This is a genomic window from Streptomyces sp. MMCC 100 (assembly GCF_041538145.2).
Lineage (GTDB): Bacteria > Actinomycetota > Actinomycetes > Streptomycetales > Streptomycetaceae > Streptomyces.
Map to the genome: position 1 here is coordinate 247,639 of NZ_JBGORK020000001.1, position 24,040 is coordinate 271,678.

The 24,040-nt window shown below is 73.6% G+C and carries 22 protein-coding genes and 1 pseudogene; 12 read left to right on the plus strand and 11 right to left on the minus strand.

The genetic code is table 11. The features are described from left to right. Positions 1 to 39 precede the first annotated feature (39 nt). A complete protein-coding gene (gene folE / locus ABS735_RS01300) occupies positions 40 to 645 on the plus strand; it encodes a GTP cyclohydrolase I FolE (RefSeq protein WP_373905075.1) in 606 nt (201 codons plus the stop codon). 520 nt (positions 646 to 1,165) lie between these two features. Here the strand turns inward: folE and ABS735_RS01305 are convergent. The 5 genes from ABS735_RS01305 to folP all read right to left on the minus strand — a co-directional run bounded on the left by ABS735_RS01305 (position 1,166) and on the right by folP (position 4,343). Then, positions 1,166 to 1,654, minus strand: coding sequence for a DUF3180 domain-containing protein (locus ABS735_RS01305; protein WP_373905076.1), 489 nt, complete (start codon positions 1,652 to 1,654; stop codon positions 1,166 to 1,168). Positions 1,655 to 1,715: 61 nt separating this feature from the next. After that, positions 1,716 to 2,327 carry a 2-amino-4-hydroxy-6-hydroxymethyldihydropteridine diphosphokinase gene (gene folK, locus ABS735_RS01310; RefSeq protein ID WP_373905077.1) on the minus strand — a complete coding sequence of 204 codons (612 nt, stop codon included), beginning with the start codon at positions 2,325 to 2,327 and terminating at the stop codon, positions 1,716 to 1,718. Continuing rightward, positions 2,324 to 2,683: a dihydroneopterin aldolase gene (folB, locus tag ABS735_RS01315; protein ID WP_373905078.1), complete on the minus strand. Its 360-nt coding sequence runs from the start codon at positions 2,681 to 2,683 to the stop codon at positions 2,324 to 2,326. Before folB ends, folK begins: the two co-directional genes overlap by 4 nt. A gap of 296 nt (positions 2,684 to 2,979) precedes the next feature. Then, positions 2,980 to 3,483: a nuclear transport factor 2 family protein gene (locus tag ABS735_RS01320; protein WP_373905079.1), complete on the minus strand. Its 504-nt coding sequence runs from the start codon at positions 3,481 to 3,483 to the stop codon at positions 2,980 to 2,982. Further along, positions 3,480 to 4,343 (minus strand): dihydropteroate synthase, encoded by an 864-nt coding sequence (folP, locus tag ABS735_RS01325; protein ID WP_373905080.1) that lies wholly within the window; start codon positions 4,341 to 4,343, stop codon positions 3,480 to 3,482. Before folP ends, ABS735_RS01320 begins: the two co-directional genes overlap by 4 nt. A gap of 520 nt (positions 4,344 to 4,863) precedes the next feature. Between folP and ABS735_RS01330 the strand changes: the two are divergent. Further along, positions 4,864 to 4,959, plus strand: a pseudogene (locus tag ABS735_RS01330) (GTP cyclohydrolase I FolE); the annotation flags it as partial. Positions 4,960 to 5,514: 555 nt separating this feature from the next. On the opposite strand, the gene ABS735_RS01335 reads toward ABS735_RS01330, so the two are convergent. Continuing rightward, positions 5,515 to 7,311, minus strand: a complete 1,797-nt coding sequence (locus ABS735_RS01335; protein WP_373905081.1) for a phosphatidylglycerol lysyltransferase domain-containing protein — start codon at positions 7,309 to 7,311, stop codon at positions 5,515 to 5,517. A 184-nt stretch (positions 7,312 to 7,495) separates the two neighbouring features. Here ABS735_RS01335 and ABS735_RS01340 point away from each other — a divergent pair, with 184 nt between their 5' ends. Beyond that, positions 7,496 to 8,626 (plus strand): alpha/beta hydrolase, encoded by a 1,131-nt coding sequence (locus ABS735_RS01340; RefSeq protein ID WP_373905082.1) that lies wholly within the window; start codon positions 7,496 to 7,498, stop codon positions 8,624 to 8,626. Between the two features lie 136 nt (positions 8,627 to 8,762). Then, a complete protein-coding gene (locus tag ABS735_RS01345; protein WP_373905083.1) occupies positions 8,763 to 10,007 on the plus strand; it encodes a hypothetical protein in 1,245 nt (414 codons plus the stop codon). A gap of 57 nt (positions 10,008 to 10,064) precedes the next feature. Here ABS735_RS01345 and ABS735_RS01350 read toward each other — a convergent pair whose 3' ends face one another. Together ABS735_RS01350 and ABS735_RS01355 are read right to left on the minus strand one after the other, a co-directional pair. Then, on the minus strand, positions 10,065 to 11,816 hold the full coding sequence (locus ABS735_RS01350; protein ID WP_373905084.1) for a PH domain-containing protein: 1,752 nt from the start codon (positions 11,814 to 11,816) through the stop codon (positions 10,065 to 10,067). Next, the gene (locus ABS735_RS01355) at positions 11,813 to 12,370 is read right to left on the minus strand and encodes a PH domain-containing protein (protein WP_373905085.1); all 558 of its coding nucleotides are present in this window, start codon (positions 12,368 to 12,370) and stop codon (positions 11,813 to 11,815) included. Before ABS735_RS01355 ends, ABS735_RS01350 begins: the two co-directional genes overlap by 4 nt. Before the next feature lie 31 nt (positions 12,371 to 12,401). Here ABS735_RS01355 and ABS735_RS01360 point away from each other — a divergent pair, with 31 nt between their 5' ends. Continuing rightward, the gene (locus tag ABS735_RS01360) at positions 12,402 to 13,553 is read left to right on the plus strand and encodes an NADH-quinone oxidoreductase subunit D (protein ID WP_373905086.1); all 1,152 of its coding nucleotides are present in this window, start codon (positions 12,402 to 12,404) and stop codon (positions 13,551 to 13,553) included. Here the strand turns inward: ABS735_RS01360 and ABS735_RS01365 are convergent. Continuing rightward, complete coding sequence (locus ABS735_RS01365) at positions 13,518 to 14,606, minus strand: SAM-dependent methyltransferase (RefSeq protein WP_373905087.1); 1,089 nt, start codon at positions 14,604 to 14,606, stop codon at positions 13,518 to 13,520. The genes ABS735_RS01360 and ABS735_RS01365 overlap by 36 nt on opposite strands. A 128-nt stretch (positions 14,607 to 14,734) precedes the next feature. On the opposite strand from ABS735_RS01365, the gene ABS735_RS01370 reads away from it, so the two are divergent. The 3 genes from ABS735_RS01370 (at position 14,735) to ABS735_RS01380 (ending at position 17,346) form a co-directional block, all read left to right on the plus strand. Continuing rightward, entirely contained in the window at positions 14,735 to 15,937 is a 1,203-nt protein-coding gene (locus tag ABS735_RS01370) for a sensor histidine kinase (protein WP_373905088.1), read from the plus strand. Between the two features lie 61 nt (positions 15,938 to 15,998). Next, positions 15,999 to 16,673, plus strand: coding sequence for a response regulator (locus tag ABS735_RS01375; RefSeq protein WP_102930799.1), 675 nt, complete (start codon positions 15,999 to 16,001; stop codon positions 16,671 to 16,673). Positions 16,674 to 16,713: 40 nt separating this feature from the next. Next, positions 16,714 to 17,346, plus strand: a complete 633-nt coding sequence (locus ABS735_RS01380) for an AAA family ATPase (RefSeq protein ID WP_373905089.1) — start codon at positions 16,714 to 16,716, stop codon at positions 17,344 to 17,346. 42 nt (positions 17,347 to 17,388) lie between these two features. Here the strand turns inward: ABS735_RS01380 and ABS735_RS01385 are convergent, their stop codons facing one another. After that, a complete protein-coding gene (locus tag ABS735_RS01385; protein WP_373905090.1) occupies positions 17,389 to 18,495 on the minus strand; it encodes a DUF5937 family protein in 1,107 nt (368 codons plus the stop codon). Positions 18,496 to 18,654: 159 nt separating this feature from the next. Here ABS735_RS01385 and ABS735_RS01390 point away from each other — a divergent pair, with 159 nt between their 5' ends. Further along, entirely contained in the window at positions 18,655 to 18,870 is a 216-nt protein-coding gene (locus ABS735_RS01390) for a hypothetical protein (protein ID WP_373905091.1), read from the plus strand. A 45-nt stretch (positions 18,871 to 18,915) separates the two neighbouring features. Here the strand turns inward: ABS735_RS01390 and ABS735_RS01395 are convergent, their stop codons facing one another. Then, positions 18,916 to 20,100, minus strand: a complete 1,185-nt coding sequence (locus tag ABS735_RS01395; RefSeq protein ID WP_373905092.1) for a threonine aldolase family protein — start codon at positions 20,098 to 20,100, stop codon at positions 18,916 to 18,918. A gap of 201 nt (positions 20,101 to 20,301) precedes the next feature. On the opposite strand from ABS735_RS01395, the gene ABS735_RS01400 reads away from it, so the two are divergent. From ABS735_RS01400 to ABS735_RS01410, 3 genes are read left to right on the plus strand one after another with little or no spacing between them, the layout of a single operon-like run. Beyond that, positions 20,302 to 21,303 (plus strand): Rossmann-like and DUF2520 domain-containing protein, encoded by a 1,002-nt coding sequence (locus tag ABS735_RS01400; protein ID WP_373905093.1) that lies wholly within the window; start codon positions 20,302 to 20,304, stop codon positions 21,301 to 21,303. Then, positions 21,300 to 22,310, plus strand: a complete 1,011-nt coding sequence (gene panC, locus ABS735_RS01405; RefSeq protein WP_373905094.1) for a pantoate--beta-alanine ligase — start codon at positions 21,300 to 21,302, stop codon at positions 22,308 to 22,310. Before ABS735_RS01400 ends, panC begins: the two co-directional genes overlap by 4 nt. Then, positions 22,307 to 24,040 carry an L-aspartate oxidase gene (locus tag ABS735_RS01410; protein ID WP_373905095.1) on the plus strand — a complete coding sequence of 578 codons (1,734 nt, stop codon included), beginning with the start codon at positions 22,307 to 22,309 and terminating at the stop codon, positions 24,038 to 24,040. Before panC ends, ABS735_RS01410 begins: the two co-directional genes overlap by 4 nt.

Sequence of the window (24,040 nt, forward strand, 5' to 3'; positions counted from 1 at the left end):
GTATGCCGACCGCTGGACGGATCAGGAACGAGGCTTCAGATGACCGACCCCGTGACGTTGGACGGCGAGGGCCAGATCGGCGAGTTCGACGAGAAACGGGCCGAGAACGCCGTACGCGAACTGCTGATCGCGGTCGGCGAGGACCCGGACCGCGAGGGCCTGCGGGAGACTCCGGCGCGCGTGGCGCGGGCCTATCGGGAGCTCCTGGCGGGGCATGCGCAGGAGCCCGAGGACGTACTGACGACGACGTTCGACATCGGCCACGACGAGATGGTCCTGGTTAAGGACATCGAAATCGTCAGCTTGTGCGAACATCACATGTTGCCGTTCCATGGTGTGGCCCACATCGGCTACATCCCGGCAGCGAGTGGCAAGATCACCGGTCTGTCGAAGCTCGCACGGCTGGTCGAAGTCTTCGCGCGCCGCCTGCAGGTGCAGGAACGTCTCACCACGCAGGTCGCCGACTCGCTGATGCGGATCCTCGAGGCCCGGGGCGTGATCGTCGTCGTCGAGGCCGAGCACATGTGCATGTCGGTACGCGGGGTTCGCAAGCCTGGTGCCAAGACCACGACGTCGGCGGTGCGCGGTCAGCTGCGGGACGCTACGACGCGGGCTGAGGCAATGAGCCTGATACTTTCGCGCTGACTCGATTGCCGGTGGTGCCCGATACCGTCCTTGATCAGTGAGTTGGTCACTGATCAAGGGGGATCGCCATGGGGTGCGGACTGCCCAGATGGGGTGCGGACTGCCCGGCAAGCAGACGGTGAACGCCGTCGAGTGGCGGCTGCGGGCGCGGGATGTGCGAGTGGGCTGCCGTCTGTGGATGTCGGACGGGGAGCGCACGGTCCCGACCACGGTGACGGCCGTCGCCACGGCCCGAGCGCGCGAAGCCGTGGACGTCGTGACCGACCGCGTCAGCTTCACCGTGGCACCTGACCAGATGCGTCCCATTCGGCCCTGGTCGACAGCCGGCCTGCACGAGGTACGTTCCAACCCGAGCAGCACCCGCTGCAACTCAGGGAGTCCTGCTGGGCCCAGGTCTACGAGGTGCGGCTGCGGACCACCGTGAACAAGCCGTTCATCCTCTGCAGCTACCGACTCGACCCCCATCCCGGCTTCCTGGTCAACGGACACCTGGCCCGCCAGCCCTGGTGAGCCGGGCGCGTCACGCCGCCGACGCCGCGCCCGGGTGGTCGTCGTCCTCGTCCTCCGGGAGCTTGCAGACCCGCTCCATGAAGACCGCGGCCGCTATGACGGCGATGCCCGCCACGACCGAGGCTCCCGCGTAGATGGCCTGGTCGCGGCGGGCCGGGACGTCGAGGTACTCCAGCAGGAAGACGCCCGTGCCGCCGTACATGCCGGCGACGAGGGCGGCGACCAGGGCGCTGGCCTGGCCGAAGACGACGGCGCGGGCCGCCATCATCGGGTCGACGCCCTTGGCACCGGGCACCCGCTCCCGCTGTGCCTTCAGGCGGGCGCGGATCGACAGCGCCGTGGCCAGCAGGATCACCGCGATCAGGGCGAGGACGACGGGGGCGGCCAGGGGGACGCTCGGGAGGGTCCCCACCGAGTTCCACAGGCGGGCGCCGGCCCACGACAGCACCCCTGCCACGACGAACACGCCGGCCAGCACCCTGATGCGCAACTCTTTCACGGTGTCCCGGTGTCCCTTCGGTTCCCCTGCGTGGTCGTCCTGACCTCGTCGACCTTAACGACTACTCGGGCAGCCGGAGTTCCAGATCGGCGCGGGGCGCGACGCCGTCGCGGGTGACGGCGGCCAGGAGGTCGGCCACCGAGCCCCGTCCCGGCACGGCGGCCTCGGGGTCCACGTCGAGCCAGGGGGCCAGCACGAAGGCGCGCTCGTGGGCGCGCGGGTGGGGGAGGGTGAGCTGCGGGTCGTCGGAGACGACCTCGGCGTAGGCGACGATGTCGACGTCCAGGGTGCGCGGGCCCCAGCGTTCGTCGCGGACCCGGTGGAAGGCCTCCTCGACCGCGTGCGCCCGCTCCAGGAGTGAGGACGGGGGCAGGGTCGTCTTCACGATCACGACCGCGTTGAAGTACGAGGGCTGGCTGTCCGGGGCGACGCCCCACGGCTCCGTCTCGTAGACGGGAGAGACCCCTTTGACGCGCACGCCCGGCGTGTCCTCCAGGGCGTCGATGGCGCCCTGGAGCGTCTCCAGGCGGTTGCCCAGGTTGGCGCCGAGGGCGATCACCGCGCGTTTGGGGTTGGACAGGGTGGTGTCCGCGGCGTCGACCTGCTCGATGACGGAGGCGGGCACGGGCTGTACGGTCGGGTCGCTCGGACCCTCGGCGAAGGGGGCGCTCATACACGGCTCCGGATGATGGTGACGGTCACGTCGTCGAAGGGGACGGTGATCGGCGCGTCCGGCTTGTGGACGCAGACCTCGACCTCCTCGACCCCTTCGTGCTTCAGACAGACCTGGGCGATGCGCTCGGCGAGCGTCTCGACGAGGTTGACCGGCTCGCCCTCGACGACGGCCACGACCTCCTCGGCCACGATGCCGTAGTGCACGGTTTTCGCCAGGTCGTCGTCGGCCGCGGCCGGGCGGATGTCCAGGCCAAGGACGATGTCCACGAGGAAGGTCTGGCCGTCCTCGCGCTCCTTGGGGAACACACCGTGGTGCCCACGGGCCTTCAGGCCGCGCAGCGCGACACGATCCACGCGAATCACTCCTGCAGTCGTTGGTCTCGGCCGGTCGTACCGCGTGCGGGCGGTACGGCGGCTCCACTCGAATCTACCCGTGGGGACCGACAGCACCGGGCCGCGGGGTGCGGGGCGGGGCGGGGCGCGGGCAGGTCTTCACCGGGTGTTTTCCCTGGCGGTCCCGGTGGATCACGGGTTGGTAGCCGCCCCTACCCGCTCGTCCGTGATTCCAACCACTTCTCGGTCCGCCGGGCCGGGAGGCGGGGCCGGGACGCGGGGCAGGGAGGCGGTCAGGGTGGCGGGCAGGGAGGCGGTCAGGGTGGTGTGTCCTCGCCGTCCTCGTCGTCGGTTTCCGTGAGTACGGGGGAGGCGTGGTGTGCCCAGAGTTTCCAGCCGGCGGGAGTGCGCCGGAAGGTGTTGGTGGCGACCACGAGCTGGCCGACGAGCGGGCCGAGCTCCTCGCCGGCGTCGGGGGCGGGACCGCCGCTGAGGATGTTCTCGGTGCAGGTGACCAGGGCGGTGTCGCCGGTGACGGAGACGTGCACGTCGGTGAGGAAGAACTGGATGTACTCCGTGTTCGCCATGATCAGGGCGTACGAGCGGAGGACCTCTCCGCGGCCGGTGAGCACAGGCCAGCCCGGGTGCACGCAGGAGACCACCCCGGCGTCGGCCGGGTCGTGGTACGACTCGTCGATGCCCAGGTCGGAGGGGGTGAGCCAGAACTCGGAGACCTTCTCGAAGTCGCCCTCCTCCAGCGCCTCGTAGAAGGCGGTGTTCGCGGCCTCGACCTGTTCGACGTCGAGGTGCGGCGCGTTCACCGGGCTCCTTCGACGGCGCGGGCGACGCGGACGGCGTCGGCGGTGGCGCGGACCTCGTGGACGCGTACGGCCCATGCGCCGGCGTGCGCCGCGAGTGCGGAGACCGCGGCGGTGGCCGCGTCGCGCTCGCGCGCGGGGGGCGGGGTGGCCTCCGGGCCGGCGAGGACCCGGCCGAGGAACCGCTTGCGGGAGGCGGCGACGAGGAGGGGGTGGCCGAGGGTGAGGAGGCGGTCGAGGTGGGCGAGGAGGACGAGGTCGTGCTCGGCGTCCTTGGAGAAGCCGAGGCCGGGGTCGACGACGATGCGGTCGGGGGCGACGCCGCCCTCCAGGACGGCCTCCACGCGCGCGTGGAGCTCGTCGACGACCTCGGTGACGACGTCGGTGTAGGTGCCCCTGACGTTGCCGCCCTCCAGGAGGCCGCGCCAGTGCATGACGACGAAGGGGGCGCCGGCGTCGGCGACGACCGGGATCATCCGGGGGTCGGAGAGGCCACCGCTGACGTCGTTGACCAGGGCGGCGCCGGCGGCGAGGGCCTGCTCGGCGACGGAGGCGCGCATGGTGTCGACGGAGATCGTGACGCCCTCGGAGGCGAGGCCGCGCACGACCGGGACCACGCGCCTGAGTTCCTCGTCCTCGTCGACGCGGGTCGCGCCGGGGCGGGTGGACTCGCCGCCGACGTCCACCAGGTCGGCGCCCTCGGCGACCAGGTCGAGGCCGTGCTTGATGGCGGCCGTGGTGTCGAAGAAGCGGCCGCCGTCGGAGAAGGAGTCGGGGGTCACGTTGACGACGCCCATGACCGCGCAGCGGTCCCAGGCGGTCAGTCCCGCGAGATGGCGGCGGCGGCCGGTCTGCTTGCTCATGTGTTCAGCGTAGGTGGTGGCCTGTGGTGGATGCCTCTGCCTCCGGCGGTGGTGCGGTGGGGGTGCGGGGTGCCTGCGGCGGCCTGTGCGGGTTCGGTGGGGGTGCGCGTAGCGCGGTGCGTTGTCTGGGGGTCGGGGCCGCGCCGGGGGGTGTCCGTCCTCGGAACGGCGCGGAATCGGTCGGCCACAGATCTCACCGGCGCGGACGCGCCAACCGCTGCGGGCGGACACCCCCCGACACGTCCCCTTCTCGCCGTACGCGACTGCCGGCCGCCCACCGTCGCTGCCCCGTCCCGCCGTACGCGGCTCCCCGCCACGGTGGAGCCCGCCCCGGCACCGGAGCGGGCACCGGAGGACCGGCCCGAGAACTGACCCCGGTCGCCCGACCCCGGTCACTCCCGGACCGCCCCCGGCAGCCCCACCAGGCCCGGAATGTATGCCGCGCCCCCCAGGTTCTAGCCTTGGGGGGCGCGGCATTTCCGTATGCCGACCGCTGGACGGATCAGGAACGAGGCTTCAGATGACCGACCCCGTGACGTTGGACGGCGAGGGCCAGATCGGCGAGTTCGACGAGAAACGGGCCGAGAACGCCGTACGCGAACTGCTGAGCGGGGTGCCTGCGGCGGCCTGTGCGGGTGGGGTGGGGTGCGCGTAGCGCCTTGGGTTCGGTGGTGGGTCGGGGCCGCGCCGGGGGGTGTCCGTCCTCGGAACGGCGCGGAATCGGTCGGCCACAGATCTCACCGGCGCGGACGCGCCAACCGCTGCGGGCGGACACCCCCCGACACGACCCCTTCTCGCCGTACGCGACTGCCGGCCGCCCACCGTCGCTGCCCCGTCCCGCCGTACGCGGCTCCCCGCCGTAGCTGCGGGCAGTCGNGTAGCTGCGGGCAGCCGCCTGGCCGCCGTCGCTGCGGGCAGTCGTGCCGCTGGGGCGGCACGGGTGGGCGCAGCGGCACCCCGTAGCGCCGGGCCGCGCTCCCCACCCCGCGCCCACACCCACGCCGGGTGCCGGGGGAACGCCGGGCCGCGCTCCCCACCCCCGCGCCCACACCCACGCCGGGTGCCAGGGGAACGCCGGGTCACGCGGCCCACGCCGCGCCCACACCCACGCCGGGTGCCAGAACCGTGCCGGAACACCCCCGCACCGGTCAACGGCGGATCGCTGACCGTCTTACGCCGCCCGCGCCGGCACCTGGTGCGCGCAGGGTCGGCGCGACGGGCTCCGGCGTCGCAGGAACCGCGGCAGCGGCACCGTGACGAACCCTTCCGCCTGCATCGCGGCGAAGCCGATGCGGGGGAGGTCGGCGGAGCGGCGGTAGACGACGAAGCGCGGTTCCCACCGGGGCCGGAACTTGGCGTTGAACTTGTACAGGGACTCGATCTGGAACCAGCGGGAGAGGAAGACCAGCAGTCCCCGCCATGCTCGGAGGACCGGGCCCGCGCCGATCTTCTCGCCGCGCGCGAGCGCCGCGCGGAACATGGCGAAGTTCAGCGACACCCGCGCGATGCCCAGTTTCGGGGCGGCCTGGAGCGCGGCCACGATCAGGAGTTCGTTCATGCCGGGGTCGGCCGCGCGGTCGCGGCGCATGAGGTCCAGGGAGGCCCCGTCCGGGCCCCACGGCACGAAGTGGAGGACCGCCTTCAGGTCGCCGTACTCGCCCGGCTCGGCGTCCTGCTTGTGCGCCGTCGCGATCAGGCAGTCGCCGTCGGCCGGGTCGCCGACGCGGCCCAGGGCCATGGAGAAGCCGCGCTCGGTGTCGGTGCCGCGCCATGCCTCGGCGGCGCGGCGGACGCGGTCCAGTTCGGCGTCGGAGAGGTCAGCCACGCGCCGTACCCGGGTCTCGTAACCGGCCCGCTCGATGCGCTTGACCATCTGGCGCACGTTGCGCATCGCGCGGCCGGCGAGGGAGAAATCCGCTACGTCCACCACCGCCTCGTCGCCGAGTTCGAGGGCGTCGAGGCCTGTCTCGCGGGTCCAGACCTCGCCGCCGGTCTCGGAGCAGCCCATCACGGCGGGCGTCCAGGAGTGGGCGCGGGCCTCGTCCATGAAGCGTTCGATCGCACCCGGCCAGGCCTCGACGTCGCCGATCGGGTCGCCGCTGGCCAGCATCACGCCGGAGACGACGCGGTAGGTGACGGCGGCCTTGCCGCTGGGGGAGAAGACGACGGCCTTGTCGCGGCGCAGCGCGAAGTGGCCGAGCGAGTCACGGCCGCCGTGCCGGGCGAGGAGGGCGCGCAGGTGCGTCTCGTCGTCCTCGGTGAGGCGGGCTGCCGGGTGTTCGGGGCGGAAGGCCAGGTAGATCGTGGTGACGGCGGTCAGGAGGCCGAGGGCCCCCAGGGAGAAGGCGACCGTCCACGAGGTGTTGCCCCGGTAGTCGAGCGGGCCCTCGACGCCGAACAGGCCGTACAGGACGTGGGTGATGCGGTCGGCCAGGCTGGGGTCGCCGATCATGCGGTGCGGGTGGGCGTTGACGACGAACAGGCCGAGGGCGAGGGAACCGGCGGCCATCAGGACGAAGTTGGCCAGTGCCCGCCAGCGGCTGCGCGGGTCGGGGAGGGCGGCGAACTCGTCGCGGTGGCGCAGGAGGGGGGCCAGCAGGGCCAGGGAGATCAGTACGCCGAGGAGGGAGTGGCGGTACGTGAACTGTGCGACGGCGCCGAGCGGGAGCAGGGCCACGGCCGCCCGCCAGGCCCGGCGCTTGCGGCGCTTGAGGCCGTGTGCGAGCAGCAGGAGCAGCACGCCGGCGCTGAGGGAGAGAGCCGCGGCGAAGGGGCCGAAGGCGCCGGGCAGGACCTCGGCGACAGCGTGCATGCGGCTGTGCCTGAAGCGCGGGAAGACGCCGGCGGCGATGTCCAGCAGGCCGACGAGCGCGCAGGCGCGGCCGACGAGGAGAGGGACGTTCTCCGGGCGGGGGCCGCGCGGTATGCGACGTACGAGGGTGGACCTCGCCGGAACCGCGCCCGACATTTCCTCATCTGTCCTGACAGACATCGCACCTGTAGTTCTGCGAGAGACCGTGGATCCGGGCCCGTTTCGGGGCATCCGGCGACATTGCGCCCTCTAGGACGGTGTCTCGGAGGGAGAGGTTCACTCCCCTGATCACAAAGCCCGGACGGACGGGCGCACGGAAAGCGCGGGCAGGTAGCGAGGCATGGGTCTGACGAGCAACAAGGTGCTGGCGCTGGCGGTGGTGGCCGGTGTGCTGCTGTTCGCCGGGACGGTGTGGCTGTGGCCGCGGCTGGCCCGGCGGAGCGTGCGGGCCGTCCTCGGGAGGGTCGGTCTGCTGCTCGCCACCCAGGTGGCGGTCTTCGCGGCGGTGGGGCTGGTCGCCAATCAGTCCTTCGGTTTCTACGGCAGTTGGGCCGACCTGTTCGGACGGGAGGACGGGCAGGGCGTGGTCGTGGATCACTCTGCCGGTGCGGGCGGCGGGCCGCTGCGGGTCGTCGGTGACCGGCGGGTGACACCGGCGGGCGGGGCGCGGCCCGAAGTCTCGGGGCGGGTCGAGGAGATACGGGTCGTCGGCCGTACGTCACGGATCGCGTCACCCGCGTTCGTGTATCTGCCGCCGGAGTACTTCCGGGCGCGCCACCGTGCCCGTACATTTCCCGCGGCCGTCGTCCTGACCGGTTATCCGGGTACGGCCGAGGCGCTGGTGGAGAAACTTCATTACCCGCGTACGGCGCTGGAGCTGGCCGAGGCCGGCCGGATGCGGCCGATGATCCTGGTGATGCTGCGGCCCACGGTGGCGCCGCCGCGCGACACGGAGTGCGTGGACGTACCGGGCGGGCCGCAGACGGAGACGTTCTTCGCGAAGGACCTCCCCGAGGCGGTGAGCGCCCACTACCGGGTGGACAAGGGGCCGCGGAGCTGGGGCGTCGTCGGCAACTCGACCGGCGGCTACTGCGCCCTGAAGCTCGCCGCGCACCATCCGGAGGTGTACGCCGCCGGGGCCGGGCTCTCCCCGTACTACGACGCGCCGAGCGACCCCACCACGGGCGATCTCTTCCAGGGCGACAAGGACCGCGAGAACCGGGCCAGCCTGTGGTGGTACCTCAAGAACATGCCCGCGCCGGACACTTCGCTGCTCGTCACCAGCAGCAGGACCGGCGAAACGAACTACAAGGACACGCTGAAGTTCATCGGGCTGGTGAAGGAGAAGAAGCCGACGCGGATCTCGTCGATCATCCTGGAAAGCGGCGGGCACAACTTCAATACCTGGCGGCGTGAGATTCCCGCGACGCTGCGGTGGCTGGATGGGCGGCTGGGCGGCCGGGAGTCGTAAATGATCTTGGAATCTTGACGTAATTCGACCGTCGCCGGGGATGTGGATTACCTGTGCCCTGTGAACACGTCGGAGATGGCCGTGTTTTTACGGGGCGGGGCGCCAAGATTCGCCTACGCGCGGTAAGTTTCTGGCCATGCCACGTGGACGTCACCGCCATTCCCCGCCTTTGCACAGGCTGCTTCCTCCGTCGGCGATCGCAGGCGTCTCCGTCGTCTGCGCCCTCGGGCCCTGGTTGTTCAGCGAGACTCTCATCCTGCGCGTACTGGCCGCTGCCGCCGCGGTGACGGCTGTGGTCGGCGCGGTCGTCATGCGGCACTGGGACGCCCAGGCGGGCCGGCAGGTGGCCGACCTCACGCGCGCGCGGGCCAGTGACGAGTGGCGGTTCGAGGAGCGGGTCGCCGAACTGGAGTCCGATCTGGAGGAGTCGCGCGAGCTGCGGCAGAAGCTGGAGCACCGGCTGCGGGCCAAGCGCACCGAGCTGGCGGGGCTGCGCAACGAGCACGCCGCGCTGCTGCGGCGCTACGCCACGGCGGAGACCGAGCGCGCCAGCGCGCTGGAGGGCCGCCGCCTGCTCGAGATAGAGGCCGCGCCGCAGGCACCCGCGCTGCCGGCGGCACCCACCGCCCCGGCCCAGGAGACGCCCGAGCGGGAGACGCCCGAGCAGAAGGCGCCGGCCGAGGAGGCGTCGGCCGAGGAGAGCGGGGGCGCCGAAGAGGCCGCCGTCCCCGCGGTCTTCTCGCCCGAGGGCTCCCGGCTGTTCCTGCGCGCGAACGCCGCACTGGCCCGCTTCGACGACGGCGCGCCCGCCGACCCGGACGGCGGCGACCGGGCCGAAGCCGCCGACGGCTCCGACGGAGACGGCGACGGGGATGGTGGCGGCGAGAGCGCGGCGCCGGCCGAGGCGGGCCAGGAGGACGAGGCGCAGGGGCAGTCCGAGGCGGCCGACGGCCACGAGCGCACCGCCGCCGCCTCCCCGACGACGACTTCCGACGAGGGGCCCGCGCAGCCCACCCGGTCCACGCAGCCCACCCGGCGGGCCGACGGGCACTTCACGGTGCCGACCGCGGTGGCCGTCGTACCGGCGGCTCCGGCGCGGCGTCCGGTGGTCGAGGGCGGCTTCGACTTCTTCGGCACCAAGGTTCCCGAGGGTGCGGTGGACGCGGCGGCCGCCTCCGACGCCGCCCTGGAGACCGTCCAGAACGAGGACCTCGCCGACGTGGTCGGCCAGGAGGCGCTCGCCCTGCACAAGGCCGAGGCCGAGGTCTCCTTCAAGCCGGCCGGCGAGGAGTCCCGGGACGTGAGCCAGGTGATCGACCTGACGGCCCACGACGAGACCGAGCAGATCGACGTACAGGGGCTGCGCAGCGCGGTCTCCTGATCGCCCCTGCCCCCTCCTAGCCGTCCCTGCCCGTCCCCGGTCGTGGCCAGGTCTCCTTCAGGCCATCCAGCGGTCCGGTGGCGCGTCCCGGCGGCCGGTCCTGGACCGTTCCGCCTGGCTCCGCAGCAGCCGTGCCGCCTCCTCGGCGTCGCGCAGCCGTGCGGTCACGGTCTTGTTCGCCCCCGTGTCCACCCCTACGTCGGCCAGCCGCAGGGCGCGCCGCCAGGGCCCCTGGATCAGGCGGACGCTCTGGACCTTGGCGTGCGGCACGAGCGCCAGGCTGCGGCGCAGCAGTCCGTACCGCGCGGCGAAGACCGCGTCGGTGACGGCGAGCCCGTGGCCGCGCCACCACAGCGGCCGGCACCGCGCCGCCCGCCGCGGCGGGCGGGACAGCTCAGGTCCCGTCGGCACCGTCACCCCGGGCAGCACCCGCGCGACGACCGACTCGGCGATCTCGCGCGGGGCGACCGGCAGCAGTACGGAGTTCGACGACCCGGCCACGTCCAGCTCGACCCGCACCCAGCGGCGGCGCCGCCACAGCAGCGGCTCCACGATGCGCACGGTCTGGACCCGGCCCGGCGGAACCGTCTCGTGGGCGCGGTCGAGCAGGCCGTGGTCGATGCGGAGCCCGTCCGGGGACTCGGCCACCGTCCAGTCGTACTCCCCGACGAACCGGCCCGCGCTGTTCGCGCCCGCGGCGCCCACCAGCGGCAGGGCGGTCGCCAGCACCGTCCACAGGTTGTGGGTGGCCAGCCACAGCAGCGTCGGTACGACGGCGGCGGCGAGCAGCGTGCCCCAGGTCGCGCCGGTCAGCAGGAGGGCGACGGCGAGGACGCCGGGCGGCACCCGCAGCAGTTGCCGCGCGGGGGCCTCGCCGACCTCGTGCGCGGTCTCGGGCGCGAAGCCCGCCGCGCGCGCGAGCAGCTCGGCCCGCAGCGCACGGGCCTCGTCGGCGCCCAGGAAGGCCAGTTCGTCCTTCTTGCCGGTGCCTACGACGTCGAGCTTGAGCTTGGCGACCCCCGCGACCCGGGCCAGCAGGGGCTGGGTGACGTCGATGGCCTGGATGCGTTCGAGGCGGATGTGCGCGGTGCGGCGGAACAGCAGCCCGGTACGGATCCGCAGCTCGGTGTCGGTCACCGCGTAGTGGGTGAACCACCAGGTGAGGAAGCCGTACAGGGCGGCGGCCGGGATCAGTACGGCCAGGCCGATCAGCAGGTGGGTCGTGGTCAGCCGGGTCAGCTGGCGCTGCGCCTGGTCGGGATCGTGCACGGCCCATCCGACGAGCACGGCGACGGGCGCCCAGGCCCGCCGCAGGGGTGTGACGGGGTGGAGGCGGCGCTCGACGACTTCGTCGGTGGGCGGGGGCGCACCGGTGCCGCTGTCGGTGTCGGGGGCAGCAGCGGCTACGGCGTCCTCAGCGGCTCTGGCCGGGTCGGACCCGGCGGTCTGGGCGCCGTCCGGGCGTCCGCTCGCGCCGCCTTCCGTCGCCGCCGCCCCGTCGGCACCCGCGCCGGCGGGGTCGTGGTCGGTCCCCGTGGCGCCGGGCGCGGTGTCCGCCGTACGGCCGACGCCGGGCGAGGTGTCCGCCGTACGGCCGACGCCGGGCGCGGTGTCCGGCGCACGGCCGGTCGGCCCCGTCGTGCGGTCCGGGGCCCCGGCCGTGGCCCGGCCCGGCTCCTCCGGGCCACCCTCCCTGTTCGGGGCGCCGCTTTCCGAGGTGCCCGTCCGGTCCGGCGGGCCGCTCACGCCGCCCGCGTGCCCCGTCGTACCGCCCTCGGCCGTGCCCTTCTCCGCCCCGGGCCCGCTCACAGTCCCGCCGATCGGGCCTCGCCCAGCTCGGTGAGGCGGTCGCGGAGGCGTTCGGCCTCGGCCGGGTCGAGGCCGGGGATGGTCGCGTCGGTCGCGGCGGCTGCCGTGTGCAGCTGCACGCTGGCCAGGCCGAAGTGCCGCTCGACCGGCCCGGAGGTGACCTCGACCAGCTGCATGCGCCCGTACGGGACGACGGTCTCCTCCCGCCACAGCACGCCCCGGCTGATCAGCAGGTCGTCGGCGCGCTCGGCGTACCGCCAGGAGCGCCAGTTGCGCTCCAGCATCACCCAGCCCCAGGCCAGCAGGGCCAGGGGCAGCAGCGCCAGGGCGGCCCAGGAGGGGTCCAGGAACAGTGCGGGCAGCAGGCCCGCGGCGAGCGTCAGCAGGCCCAGCCACACCACCAGCAACAGCCGCCGCATGTGCAGCAGCCCCGGCGGCAGACCGGTCCACACCGGCTCCTCCCGCGGCGGACCCGCCGGGCCCGCCGCCCCCGCCGGACCAGCCGCCTGCGTCGCGCCCGCCGTGCCCGTGTCGTCCGGGCTCCCCGTCTCCATGGGGCCAGCGTACGTAGGGGAGACTGTGTTCATGACTCCTACGACGGAGACCACGGTCGGTATCGGCGGTGCCGCGGAGAGCACCGACATGGTGCTCAACATCGGCCCCCAGCACCCGTCCACCCACGGCGTGCTGCGGCTGAAGCTGGTCCTGGACGGCGAGCGCATCACGAGCGCCGAGCCGGTGATCGGCTATATGCACCGCGGCGCGGAGAAGCTGTTCGAGGCCCGTGACTACCGTCAGATCATCGTGCTCGCCAACCGCCACGACTGGCTGTCGGCGTTCTCCAACGAGCTGGGCGTCGTCCTCGCCGTCGAGCGGATGCTCGGCATGGAGGTCCCCACGCGCGCGGTGTGGACGCGGACGCTGCTCGCCGAGCTGAACCGGATGCTCAACCACCTGATGTTCCTGGGGTCGTACCCGCTGGAGCTGGGCGGCATCACCCCGGTGTTCTACGCCTTCCGGGAGCGGGAGGTCCTCCAGAACGTGATGGAGGAGGTCTCCGGCGGACGCATGCACTACATGTTCAACCGCGTCGGCGGTCTCAAGGAGGACCTTCCGGCCGGCTGGACCACGCGCGCGCGTGCCGCCGTCGCCGCCGTGCGCTCACGCATGGACGTCTTCGACGACCTGGTGCTCGGCAACGAGATCTTCCGGGGGCGTACGCGGGGCGTGGGCGCCCTGTCCGCCCAGTCCGTGCACGCCTACGGGGTCAGCGGCCCCATCGCCCGTGCCTCCGGCGTCGACTTCGACCTGCGCCGCGACGAGCCCTACCTGGCCTACGGCGAACTCCAGGACACCCTCAAGGTCGTCACCCGCACCGAGGGCGACTGCCTGGCCCGCTTCGAGTGCCTCCTGGAGCAGACGCACAACGCCCTCGACCTCGCCGACGCCTGCCTGGACCGCCTGGCCGAGCTGGCGCCCGGACCGGTCAACCAGCGGCTCCCGAAGGTGCTGAAGGCCCCCGAGGGCCACACGTACGCCTGGACCGAGAACCCGCTCGGCATCAACGGCTACTACCTGGTCAGCAAGGGTGAGAAGACCCCGTACCGGCTGAAGCTGCGCTCCGCGTCGTACAACAACATCCAGGCGCTGGCGGACCTGCTGCCCGGGACGCTGGTCGCGGACATGGTGGCGATCCTGGGATCACTGTTCTTCGTGGTCGGCGACATCGACAAGTAGCGCGGCGGCGTCCACCGCCCCCACCGGCTGGAGCAGCCACACGAAGTCGCCCAGGCCGCCCGGCGCGGTCAGCTCGGCGGCCTGGGAGGCGCTCGCGAGGGCACGTACGTACGCCGCGGGATCGGTGGAGGCCAGCGCGAGCGGGGGGCGTGCGCCGGCGACACCGAGCGCGTGCAGGACCTCGCGCTGGGGGCGCAGAAGCGCATTCGGGGGCGCGTACTCCGGAGTGCGCCTCGCGGTGTGGGCGGCCGCGCACGCGTCCAGCGCGACATGCGCGGTGATGTCGCACGACCCGTCGGGCACCGGCTCCGTCTCCCGGCCCTCCCGGAAGCCCGTGAGTGTCCCGAACGGCGGCCGGCCGGCCGCGGTGTGCGCGTAGTCGGCGGCCACCGCCAGCCCGGCGTCCAGCGCCGCCACGGCGGACGCCCAGGCCTCGTCGCGGGGCAGCCCGATCTCCGCCCGCAGCCCCTCCTCGCCGGTCAGCGGCCACCACCGGGCCAGCCACTCGGCCTCCGCCCCGGCCACCGGCTCCCCGAGCCGCTGCGCCCCGTCGCCGCGGACGAGCACCCGCCGCGCCACGCCCGCGGCGTCCACCTCCGCCACCTCCACCGGCACGTTGTCCAGCCACTCGTTGGCGAACAGCAGCCCGGTGACACCGTCCGGCGGCTCCGCGAGCCACTGGACCCGCGGGTCGAGCCCCTCGGGGCGGGCGGCGACCTCGACGGCGTACGCGCGCGTGCGGGCGGCCACGTCGGCGGGCAGGGCCGCCAGCACCCCGGTGACCAGCTCGCCCCGGCCGGCCGCCATGTCCACGAAGTCCAGCGAGGCAGGGCGCCCCAGGGCCTCGTCGACCCGGCACAGCAGCCGTGCCACGGCCCCCGCGAACAGCGGCGACGCGTGCACGGACGTCCGGAAGTGCCCGGCCGGGCCCTCGGGACCGGCGCGATAGAAACCCTCGGGTCCGTAGAGGGCGTCCTGCGTGGCCTGCCGCCAGCCGCGCCACTCCCCACGCGTCCCTGGAGTCCCTCTGAGCCCTGCCGTCCCTGGTGTCACAGGCCCAGGCTAGGGGCACGGAGGCGCACAGAAGATCGGAGCCTCCACCTTGCGGAGTATGCGCGGGGGATGCGGATCGACCCTTCGGTTGACCCCTGCACCTATTCCGCTTCCCTACGCTGGGTTACGTGCAGCGCCTCTACGACTTCCTCCGCAGACACCCGACCGGTGTCGACTCCTTCTGGGCCCTCGTCGTGCTCGGAATCTCCCTGGTCTCTGCGGCGAACCCCGGGACGCGGGCGGACGGTACGGACAACCTGGCGCTCATCGTCCCCGTCGTGGTGCTGCTCAGCGTCGTGATCGCCCTGCGCCAGCGGACGCCGGAGAGGATGCTGCTGCTCGCTGTGGCACTGGGCGTGGGACAGCTGGCGCTCGACGTCTCGACGATGCCCGCCGACTTCGCCTTCCTGGTGATCATCTACACCGTGGCGGCGACCGGCGCCCGCTGGGCCTCCCGGACCGCGCTGGCCACGGGCCTGTGCGCGGCGCCCCTCGCCCAGCTGCGCTGGTCCGACAGCGAACTGGGCATGGGGACCACCATCGCCGTGACGGTCTTCCAGGCGGTCCCCTTCGCCCTCGCCTGGGTGCTCGGCGACTCCGTCCGTACCCGCCGCGCCTACTTCGCGCAGTTGGAGGAGCGCGCGACCCGGCTGGAGAAGGAGCGAGAGGCGCAGGCCAAGGTCGCGGTCGCCGCCGAGCGCGCCCGGATCGCGCGCGAGCTGCACGACGTCGTCGCCCACAACGTGTCCGTCATGGTGGTGCAGGCCGACGGCGCCGCCTACGTCCTGGACGCGGCACCCGACCAGGCGAAGAAGGCCCTGGAGACCATCTCCTCCACCGGCCGCCAGGCACTCGCGGAGATGCGCCGCCTGCTCGGCGTGCTGCGCACCGGCGAGCACAAGGAGGCCGGGGAGTACGTCCCGCAGCCCGACGTCCAGCAGATCGAGGACCTCGTCGAGCAGTGCCGCACCTCCGGGCTGCCCGTCGACTTCAAGGTCGAGGGCACCCCCAGGCAGCTGCCCAGTGGCGTGGAGCTGACCGCGTACCGCATCGTGCAGGAGGCGCTGACCAACACCCGCAAGCACGGCGGGGAGAACGCGGGCGCGAGCGTGCGCCTGGTCTACTTCGACGACGGCCTCGGGCTGCTGATCGAGGACGACGGCAAGGGCGCCCCGCACGAGATGTACGAGGAGGGGGGCTTCGACGGCCAGGGCCACGGCCTGATCGGCATGCGCGAGCGGATCGGCATGGTCGGCGGAACCCTGGACGCGGGCCCCCGTCCGGGCGGAGGATTCCGCATCAGCGCGCTGCTGCCGTTGAAGCCCGCGTGACCACCGCGCCCGTACGCACGTACGGCACTGACACCTGTAAGGCAGAGGAAGAAGAGGCCCGATGGCGATCCGCGTGATGCTCGTCGACGACCAGGTGCTGCTGCGCACCGGGTTCCGGATGGTGCTGGCGGCCCAGCCGGACATGGAGGTCGTCGCGGAGGCGGGCGACGGCGTCGAGGCGCTCCAGGTGCTCCGCTCGACCGCCGTGGACGTCGTCCTGATGGACGTCCGCATGCCCAAGCTCGACGGTGTGGAGACCACCAGCCGGATCTGCGTGGACCCGAACGCTCCGAAGGTGCTGATCCTGACCACCTTCGACCTCGACGAGTACGCGTTCTCGGCGCTCAAGGCGGGCGCCTCCGGCTTCATGCTGAAGGACGTGCCGCCCGGCGAACTGCTCGCCGCGATCCGCTCCGTGCACAGCGGCGACGCCGTGGTCGCCCCCTCCACCACCCGGCGGCTCCTGGACCGGTTCGCGCCGATGCTGCCGGCCACCGGCCAGGAGCCCCGGCAGAAGGAGCTGCAGCGGCTCACCGAGCGGGAGCGCGAGGTGATGGTTCTGGTGGCGCAGGGCATGTCCAACGGCGAGATCGCGGCGCGGCTCGTGCTGTCGGAGGCGACCGTGAAGACGCACGTGGGCCGCATCCTGACCAAGCTGGGCCTGCGCGACCGCGTGCAGGTGGTGGTCCTGGCCTACGAGACCGGGCTGGTGCGGGCCGGCGGCGGACACGGCTGACCGGCCTGTGCGGAGGGCTCCGCGTCGGTAGGGTCTGCGCATGCTCCTGTGGATCAACGGCCCCTTCGGGGGCGGAAAAACACAGACCGCGCACGAGATACGGCGCCGGCTCCCCGGCAGCGTCGTCTGCGACCCCGAGTACGCCGGCTTCGGGCTGCGCCGCATGCTGCCGCCCGAGCTGCGGGGGGACTTCCAGGACCTGGTCTCCTGGCGGCAGGGCGTCGTGGAGGTGCTGGACCTGGCCCTCGCCGAGCACGACGGCGTCGTGATCGCGCCGATGACGGTCACCGACTCCGGGTACTTCGCCGAGACCGTCGGCCGGCTGCGCGAACTGGGCCACGACGTCCACCACTTCACCCTTCTCGCCGAACGCGAGACCGTCCTGCGGCGGCTGCGCGAGCGCGGCCTCGGGCACGTCCTGCGGTACGTGTCCGGCAAGGGCGCCGGGCCGCGCCGGGAGAGCTGGGCCGTGCGGCAGCTCGACCACTGTCTGGAACGGCTGGCCGAGCCGGAGTTCGCCGAGCACCTGTGGACGGACCACACGACCGTCCCGAAGACCGCCGACCGCATCGCCGTCCTCGCGGGACTCACCCTGAAGCCCAACAACGAGGGCGCGCTGCGCACCCGGGTGAGGCAGGCGCGGGTCGGGCTCCGGCACATCCGGCTCGACTGACCGGCCGGCCGACCGCGCGAACAACCCTGCGGGCCGATACACCTAGCGCAGGATCCCCTCCAGGAAGTCGCTGCCCAGCCGGGCCACCACCGTGACGTCCAGCTGGTGCAGGACGTACCGGCCGCGTCGACGGGTGGTGATCAGCCCGGCCTTCTTCAGCACGCCCAGGTGCCGGGATATCTCGGGGGCCGTCATGCCGTGCACCTGTGCCAGCTCACCCGTGGTGTACGCGCTGCGGGCCAGATGCCGGCAGATCCGCATCCGCACGGGGTGGGACAGTGCGGTCATCCGCATCGTGAGCTGCTCGACCGAGGGCGGTGAGGCCAGCTCGGGGGAGCCGACCGGGTAGTGCAGCACCGGCTGCCAGTCGTGCCGGTGCAGGACCATCAGGTGCGGCCAGCCGAGGCTGGTCGGGACGAGCAGCAGGCCGCCGTCCGCCGTCGCGGAACGGCCGTCGCCCAGCTTGTCGACGGTGATCCGGGAGGCGGCCTCGTCCAGCGTCAACGCCGGGGACACGGCGGACAGCGCCTCGGCGAGGCCCTTGTGGCGCAGCAGGTCCGTCTTGTGACGGGCGTCCGCCGCCAGCTGGTGGCGCACCCGGGACCAGGTCTCGGCGAAGAACGCCTCGTCGCAGTCCCGCGCGAACTGCCGCAGCCAGCCCCGGATCCGCGGCGGATCGGCCAGCAGCCGCTCGCTGAAGCGCAGCTGCTGCGGTCCCCGCGCGGCGGCCAGGTCCAGCGCGCGCCGGCGCACCTCGGTGTCGTCGAGCGCCGAGGCCCCACCGGTGCTGTACGGCAGCGCGCAAGTGAACTCCAGGGCCGCGTCGACGAACTGCTCGTCGGACAGCTTGTCGAGCATGTCCAGGTCGTCGGCGAGGGTGGCGCCGGGCAGGGTGCTGCGGCCCGGCACCCCGGCGAACGGCATGAACAGGTCCGAGAAGGTCGTCCGCCACAGGAAGTCGGCCTCGCACATCCGGTCCGCCAGGTGCGAGTCGAGCCGGGCGGTCACGCCCGTCGCCCAGCCCTGCAGCCCCGGGTGGTGCCCCGGCTCGGACAGCGCGTGCAGCGCCATGCCCAGCTCGGCCAGCGGGGAGGGCACGACGGCGATCCTCTCCGGCCGCAGCCCCGTGATGTCGATGCGCACGCTCATGCCCCCATGGTGCACGCCGCCACCGACAACGCCGCCGCCGATTGACCGCCGCCGTCAATCGGCACGACCGCGGGGCGCGGCCCGGAGCAGTCTGGGGTCACCGGGGCAGCCGCGGAGCCCGTACTCCACCTCTATGTCTCCTCGAGAAGGCGGTCCGCCATGAGCATCACGCAGCAGTACCTCCTCGACACCTACCGTGCCCGGCAGCTCGGCGAGCCCGCGCCGCCCGCGCCCGGCGCCCACGACCGGCAGGTCGTGCGCGAGTGGCACGACCGCCGGCAGTTCCAGGCCGTGCTCGCCGGCCGCCCCGCGCACGGCCGCGTACGGCGGGCCCTGCGCCGGTGGTGGTCCCTGTGGCCGCGTGCCCTGGGCTGACCCGGGCATCCCGCGCGGTCGGTCAGGCGCCCAGGCCCCAGGCCGTCAGCTCTTCAGCCGGACCGCGAAGTCGGCGACCGCCGCCCGCACGTCGTCGGCCGTCCACTCCAGGCCCGGCTCGCCCACCGAGACCTCGGTCAGGGCGATACCGGGGCCGGCCGCGTCCCAGGGCTGGGAGAACAGCATCGTCCCGGTCTCCTCGGCCTGCCGGAGCGCGGCCTCGCCCGCGGCGTCGGGGCCGCAGGGCAGCCAGACCTGGAACTCGTGCGTGTGCGGCACCTCGGGGTGCACCCGTGCCCACGGCAGTCCGGCCGCCGCGAGGCCCTCGCGCAGCGCGGCGGCCACCACGCGCGCGTGGGCCACGTACGCGGGCAGCCGGGGCAGCTCGCGCTCCAGGCCGGCCAGGGCGGACAGCGCCGTGGGGAACTGCTGGAACACCTGGCCGCCGTACCGGTGCCGCCAGGCCTTCGCTTCCTCGACCAGGGTCCGGGGGCCGGCCAGGGCGGCGCCGCCGTAGCCCTGGAGGGATTTGTAGAACGAGACGTACACGCTGTCCGCCAGGCCCGCGATCTCCGCCAGGGGGCGGTCGAAGCGGGTGGTGCACTCCCACAGGCGGGCCCCGTCGAAGTGCACCACCGCGTCGCGCTCCCGGGCGGCCTCGACGACCTCGGTGAGCTCCTCCCAGGTGGGCAGCAGATAGCCGGCCTCCCTGAGCGGCAGCTCCAGCATCAGCGCCCCGAACGGCTCCTCGAAGCCGCGCACCTCGTCGGCGGTCGGCTGCCGGGGCGCGTCGGTCAGCCGTACCGGGTGCAGTCCGCCGACCCGGCTGAAGGCGTTGCGCTCGTGCAGCTCGGGGTGGCCGAGCCCGTGCAGCGCGACGACCGGGTTGCCGGTGCGGCCCGCCCAGCAGCGCAGGGCCACCTGCTGGGCCATGGTGCCGGTCGGGAAGAAGGCGGCGGCCTCCGTGCCGAGCAGCGCGGCGGTCCGCTCCTCCAGGGCCGTCACGACGCCGTTGCCGTACATGTCGGAGGGCTCGTCGAGGTCGTACAGTTCGCCGGCCCCGTCCAGCAGGGCGAGGCGCTCGCGCAGGGTCGTGACGAACCCGGGGCGGGCGAGCACGCGCCGCGCGTCGCGGAGGGCGGCCACGCGCCGCTCCCGCAGTCGTTTGTGCCGCTGCTCCTCCGGTTCCGCCTGCTCGCTCCGATTCCTCTGCTCCGCCGTGTCGCTCATGCAAGGGATCATGTCGCGCGGTCCGCGTGTCGGACACCGGTTTTCCGCACACGTTCCGACACGCACGCGGGGTGTGTGCTCCGTCGCCGCACGGAAACCCACAGCCTGTGGACAACCGGACGTCGCCCGGACCGATCGCGTTAACATGACGAGAAATCGTCCGGTACCCCGAGCGGACTGGAACGGGAAGGCCGCCGTCGCGTGAACACAACCCCACAGCCAGACCCCAAGGACCGCCCCGCGCGGCTCACCGTAGGCGTTGTCGGCGCCGGACGGGTGGGCCCCGCGCTGGCCGCGTCGCTCCAGCTCGCCGGGCACCGCCCGGTGGCCGTCTCCGGGGTCTCCGACGCCTCCAGGAGGCGTGCCGCCGCCCTCCTCCCCGACGTGCCGCTCATGACGCCCGCCGAGGTCCTCCGGCACGCCGAGCTGGTCCTGCTGACCGTCCCCGACGACGCGCTGCCCGGCCTGGTGACGGGGCTCGCCGAGACCGGCGCGGTGCGCCCGGGCCAGCTGCTGGTGCACACCTCAGGGCGGTACGGCGCACGGGTCCTGGACCCCGCGCTGCGCGCCGGCGCCCTTCCGCTGGCCCTGCACCCCGCGATGACCTTCACCGGCACCCCGGTGGACGTCCAGCGCCTGGCCGGCTGCTCCTTCGGCGTCACCGCGCCCGAGGAGCTGCGGCTGGCCGCCGAGGCCCTGGTCATCGAGATGGGCGGCGAGCCGGAGTGGATCGCCGAGGACCGGCGCCCGCTGTACCACGCGGCGCTCGCCCTGGGCTCCAACCACCTGATCACCCTGGTCGCCCAGTCCATGGAGCTGCTGCGCACGGCCGGCGTGACGGCCCCCGACCGGATGCTGGGCCCGCTCCTCGGCGCCTCCCTCGACAACGCCCTGCGCTCCGGAGACGCGGCCCTCACCGGCCCCGTCGCGCGAGGGGATGCGGGCACGGTCGCCGCGCACATCGTGGAACTGCGCGAACACGCCCCCCAGGCCGTCGCCGGCTACCTGGCGATGGCCCGCGCGACCGCCGACCGCGCCCTGGACCACGGACTGCTGAAGGCCGAACTCGCCGAGGACCTGCTCGAGGTGCTCGCCGACGGAGCCACCGGCACCGCAGGAGGCACGGGCACGGACGGCACCCCCGGCACCGACGGCCCCGACGGAACCCCCGGCACCGAAGGCCCCGACGGAGGCACCCGATGACCACCACCCCGCCCGCCCTGCTGCGCACCGCCGACGAGCTGCACGCGCGCGTGCGGCACGGCCGCCGGGCCGTCGTGATGACCATGGGCGCCCTGCACGAGGGCCACGCCACCCTGATCCGCACGGCGCGCGACATCGCCGGACCGGACGGCGAGGTCGTCGTCACCGTCTTCGTGAACCCGCTCCAGTTCGGCGCCGGCGAGGACCTCGACCGCTACCCGCGCACCCTGGACGCCGACCTGGAGATCGCCGGACGGGCGGGCGCCGACGCCGTCTTCGCCCCCTCCGTCGACGAGGTCTACCCAGGCGGCGAACCCCAGGTGCGCATCACGGCCGGCCCCATGGGCGAACGCCTGGAGGGCGCCTCCCGCCCCGGCCACTTCGACGGCATGCTCACCGTCGTCGCCAAGCTGCTCCACCTCACCCGCCCCGACCTCGCCCTCTACGGCCAGAAGGACGCGCAGCAGCTCGCGCTGATCCGCCGCATGGTCCGCGACCTGAACTTCGGCGTGGAGATCGTCGGCGTCCCCACGGTGCGCGAGGAGGACGGCCTGGCCCTGTCCAGCCGCAACCGCTACCTCTCGACGCCGGAACGCCGCACCGCCCTCGCCCTCTCGCAGGCGCTCTTCGCCGGCCTGGACCGGCACGCCGCCCAGGAGGCGCTGTGCGCGCGGGCCCGCGAAGTGCCCGCCACCCAGGCACGCGCCGAGGCGCTCAGCGCCCTGGGCGAGTCCCGCGCGGCGGCCGACGCCCACGCCGTCGCCACCTCCGCCCCCGGCAGCGCCACGGCCGTCCGGGACGCCGCCCGCCTGGTGCTGGACGACGCCGCCCGTGCCACCCCGCCGCTGGAGCTGGACTACCTCGCCCTGGTCGACCCGTCCGACTTCACCGAGATCGGCGACGACCACACCGGCGAGGCCGTCCTCGCCGTCGCCGCCCGGGTCGGCGCGACCCGCCTGATCGACAACGTCCACCTCACCTTCGGATCCTTCGGAGCCGCCTCGTGACCAGCACAGGCATACGACTGCACGCCCCCGCGCCCGGCTGGGCCGTCGCCGCGGACGTGGTGGTCGTCGGCTCCGGCGTCGCGGGCCTCACCGCGGCCCTGCGCTGCGAGGCGGCCGGCCTGACGACGGTCGTCGTCACCAAGGCCCGCCTCGACGACGGCTCCACCCGCTGGGCACAGGGCGGCATCGCCGCGGCCCTCGGCGAGGGCGACACCCCCGAGCAGCACCTGGACGACACCCTGGTCGCCGGCGCCGGCCTGTGCGACGAGGAAGCGGTCCGCACCCTGGTCACCGAGGGCCCCGACGCCGTACGCCGCCTCATCGCGACCGGCGCGCACTTCGACGAGTCCACCGAGGGCGGCCTGGCCCTCACCCGCGAGGGCGGCCACCACCGCCGCCGCATCGCCCACGCGGGCGGCGACGCCACGGGCGCCGAGATCTCCCGCGCCCTGGTCGAGGCGGTACGCGCGCGTGGACTGCGCACCGTCGAGAACGCCCTCGTCCTGGACCTCCTCACGGACGCCGAGGGCCGCACGGCGGGCGTCACCCTGCACGTCATGGGCGAGGGCCAGCACGACGGCGTCGGGGCGGTCCACGCCCCCGCAGTGGTCCTGGCCACCGGCGGCATGGGCCAGGTCTTCTCGGCGACGACGAACCCCTCCGTCTCCACGGGCGACGGAGTGGCCCTCGCCCTCCGCGCGGGCGCAGAGGTGAGCGACCTCGAATTCGTGCAGTTCCACCCCACCGTCCTCTTCCTGGGCCCGGACGCCGAGGGCCAGCAGCCCCTGGTCTCGGAGGCGGTACGCGGCGAGGGCGCCCACCTGGTGGACGCGGGCGGCGTGCGCTTCATGCAGGGGCAGCACGAACTGGCGGAACTCGCCCCGCGCGACATCGTCGCGAAGGCCATCACGCGCCGCATGCAGGAGCAGGGCGCCGAGCACATGTACCTGGACGCGCGCCACTTCGGCGCCGACATGTGGAAGCACCGCTTCCCCACCATCCTCGCCGCCTGCCGCGCCCACGGCATCGACCCGGTCACCGAGCCGATCCCCGTCGCCCCGGCCGCCCACTACGCCTCGGGCGGTGTCCGCACCGACGCCCACGGCCGTACGACGGTCCCCGGCCTGTACGCGTGCGGCGAGGTCGCCTGCACCGGCGTGCACGGCGCCAACCGCCTGGCTTCGAACTCCCTCCTGGAGGGCCTGGTCTACGCCGAACGCATCGCAGTCGACATAGCGACCGGCCACAGGTCGGACACGGTCCCCGCACGCGTGCCGGCCCCCCTCTCGCACCCGGACCGCCCGGAGCACCCCCTCCTCCCGCCCGAGGCCCGCCTCACGATCCAGCGGATCATGACGGCGGGCGCCGGAGTCCTGCGCTCGGCGGACTCCCTCACGCGGGCGGCCGACCGGCTGCACCGCCTCCACACCGAGGCCCGCGAGGCCCTGCACGAGAACGGCAAGACGTCCGAACCGGGCGTCGACACCTGGGAGGCCACCAACCTCCTGTGCGTGGCCCGCGTCCTGGTCACCGCGGCGGCCCGGCGCGAGGAGACCCGCGGCTGCCACTGGCGCGAGGACCACGCGGACCGCGACGACACCACGTGGCGCCGCCACGTCGTCGTACGCCTGAACCCGGACCGCGCCCTCGCCGTGCACACCACGGACACGCCAGAATTCCCCCCGACCGTCCACGGCGCCCAGCCGACGCACCGTCCCCAGGAGCAGTGA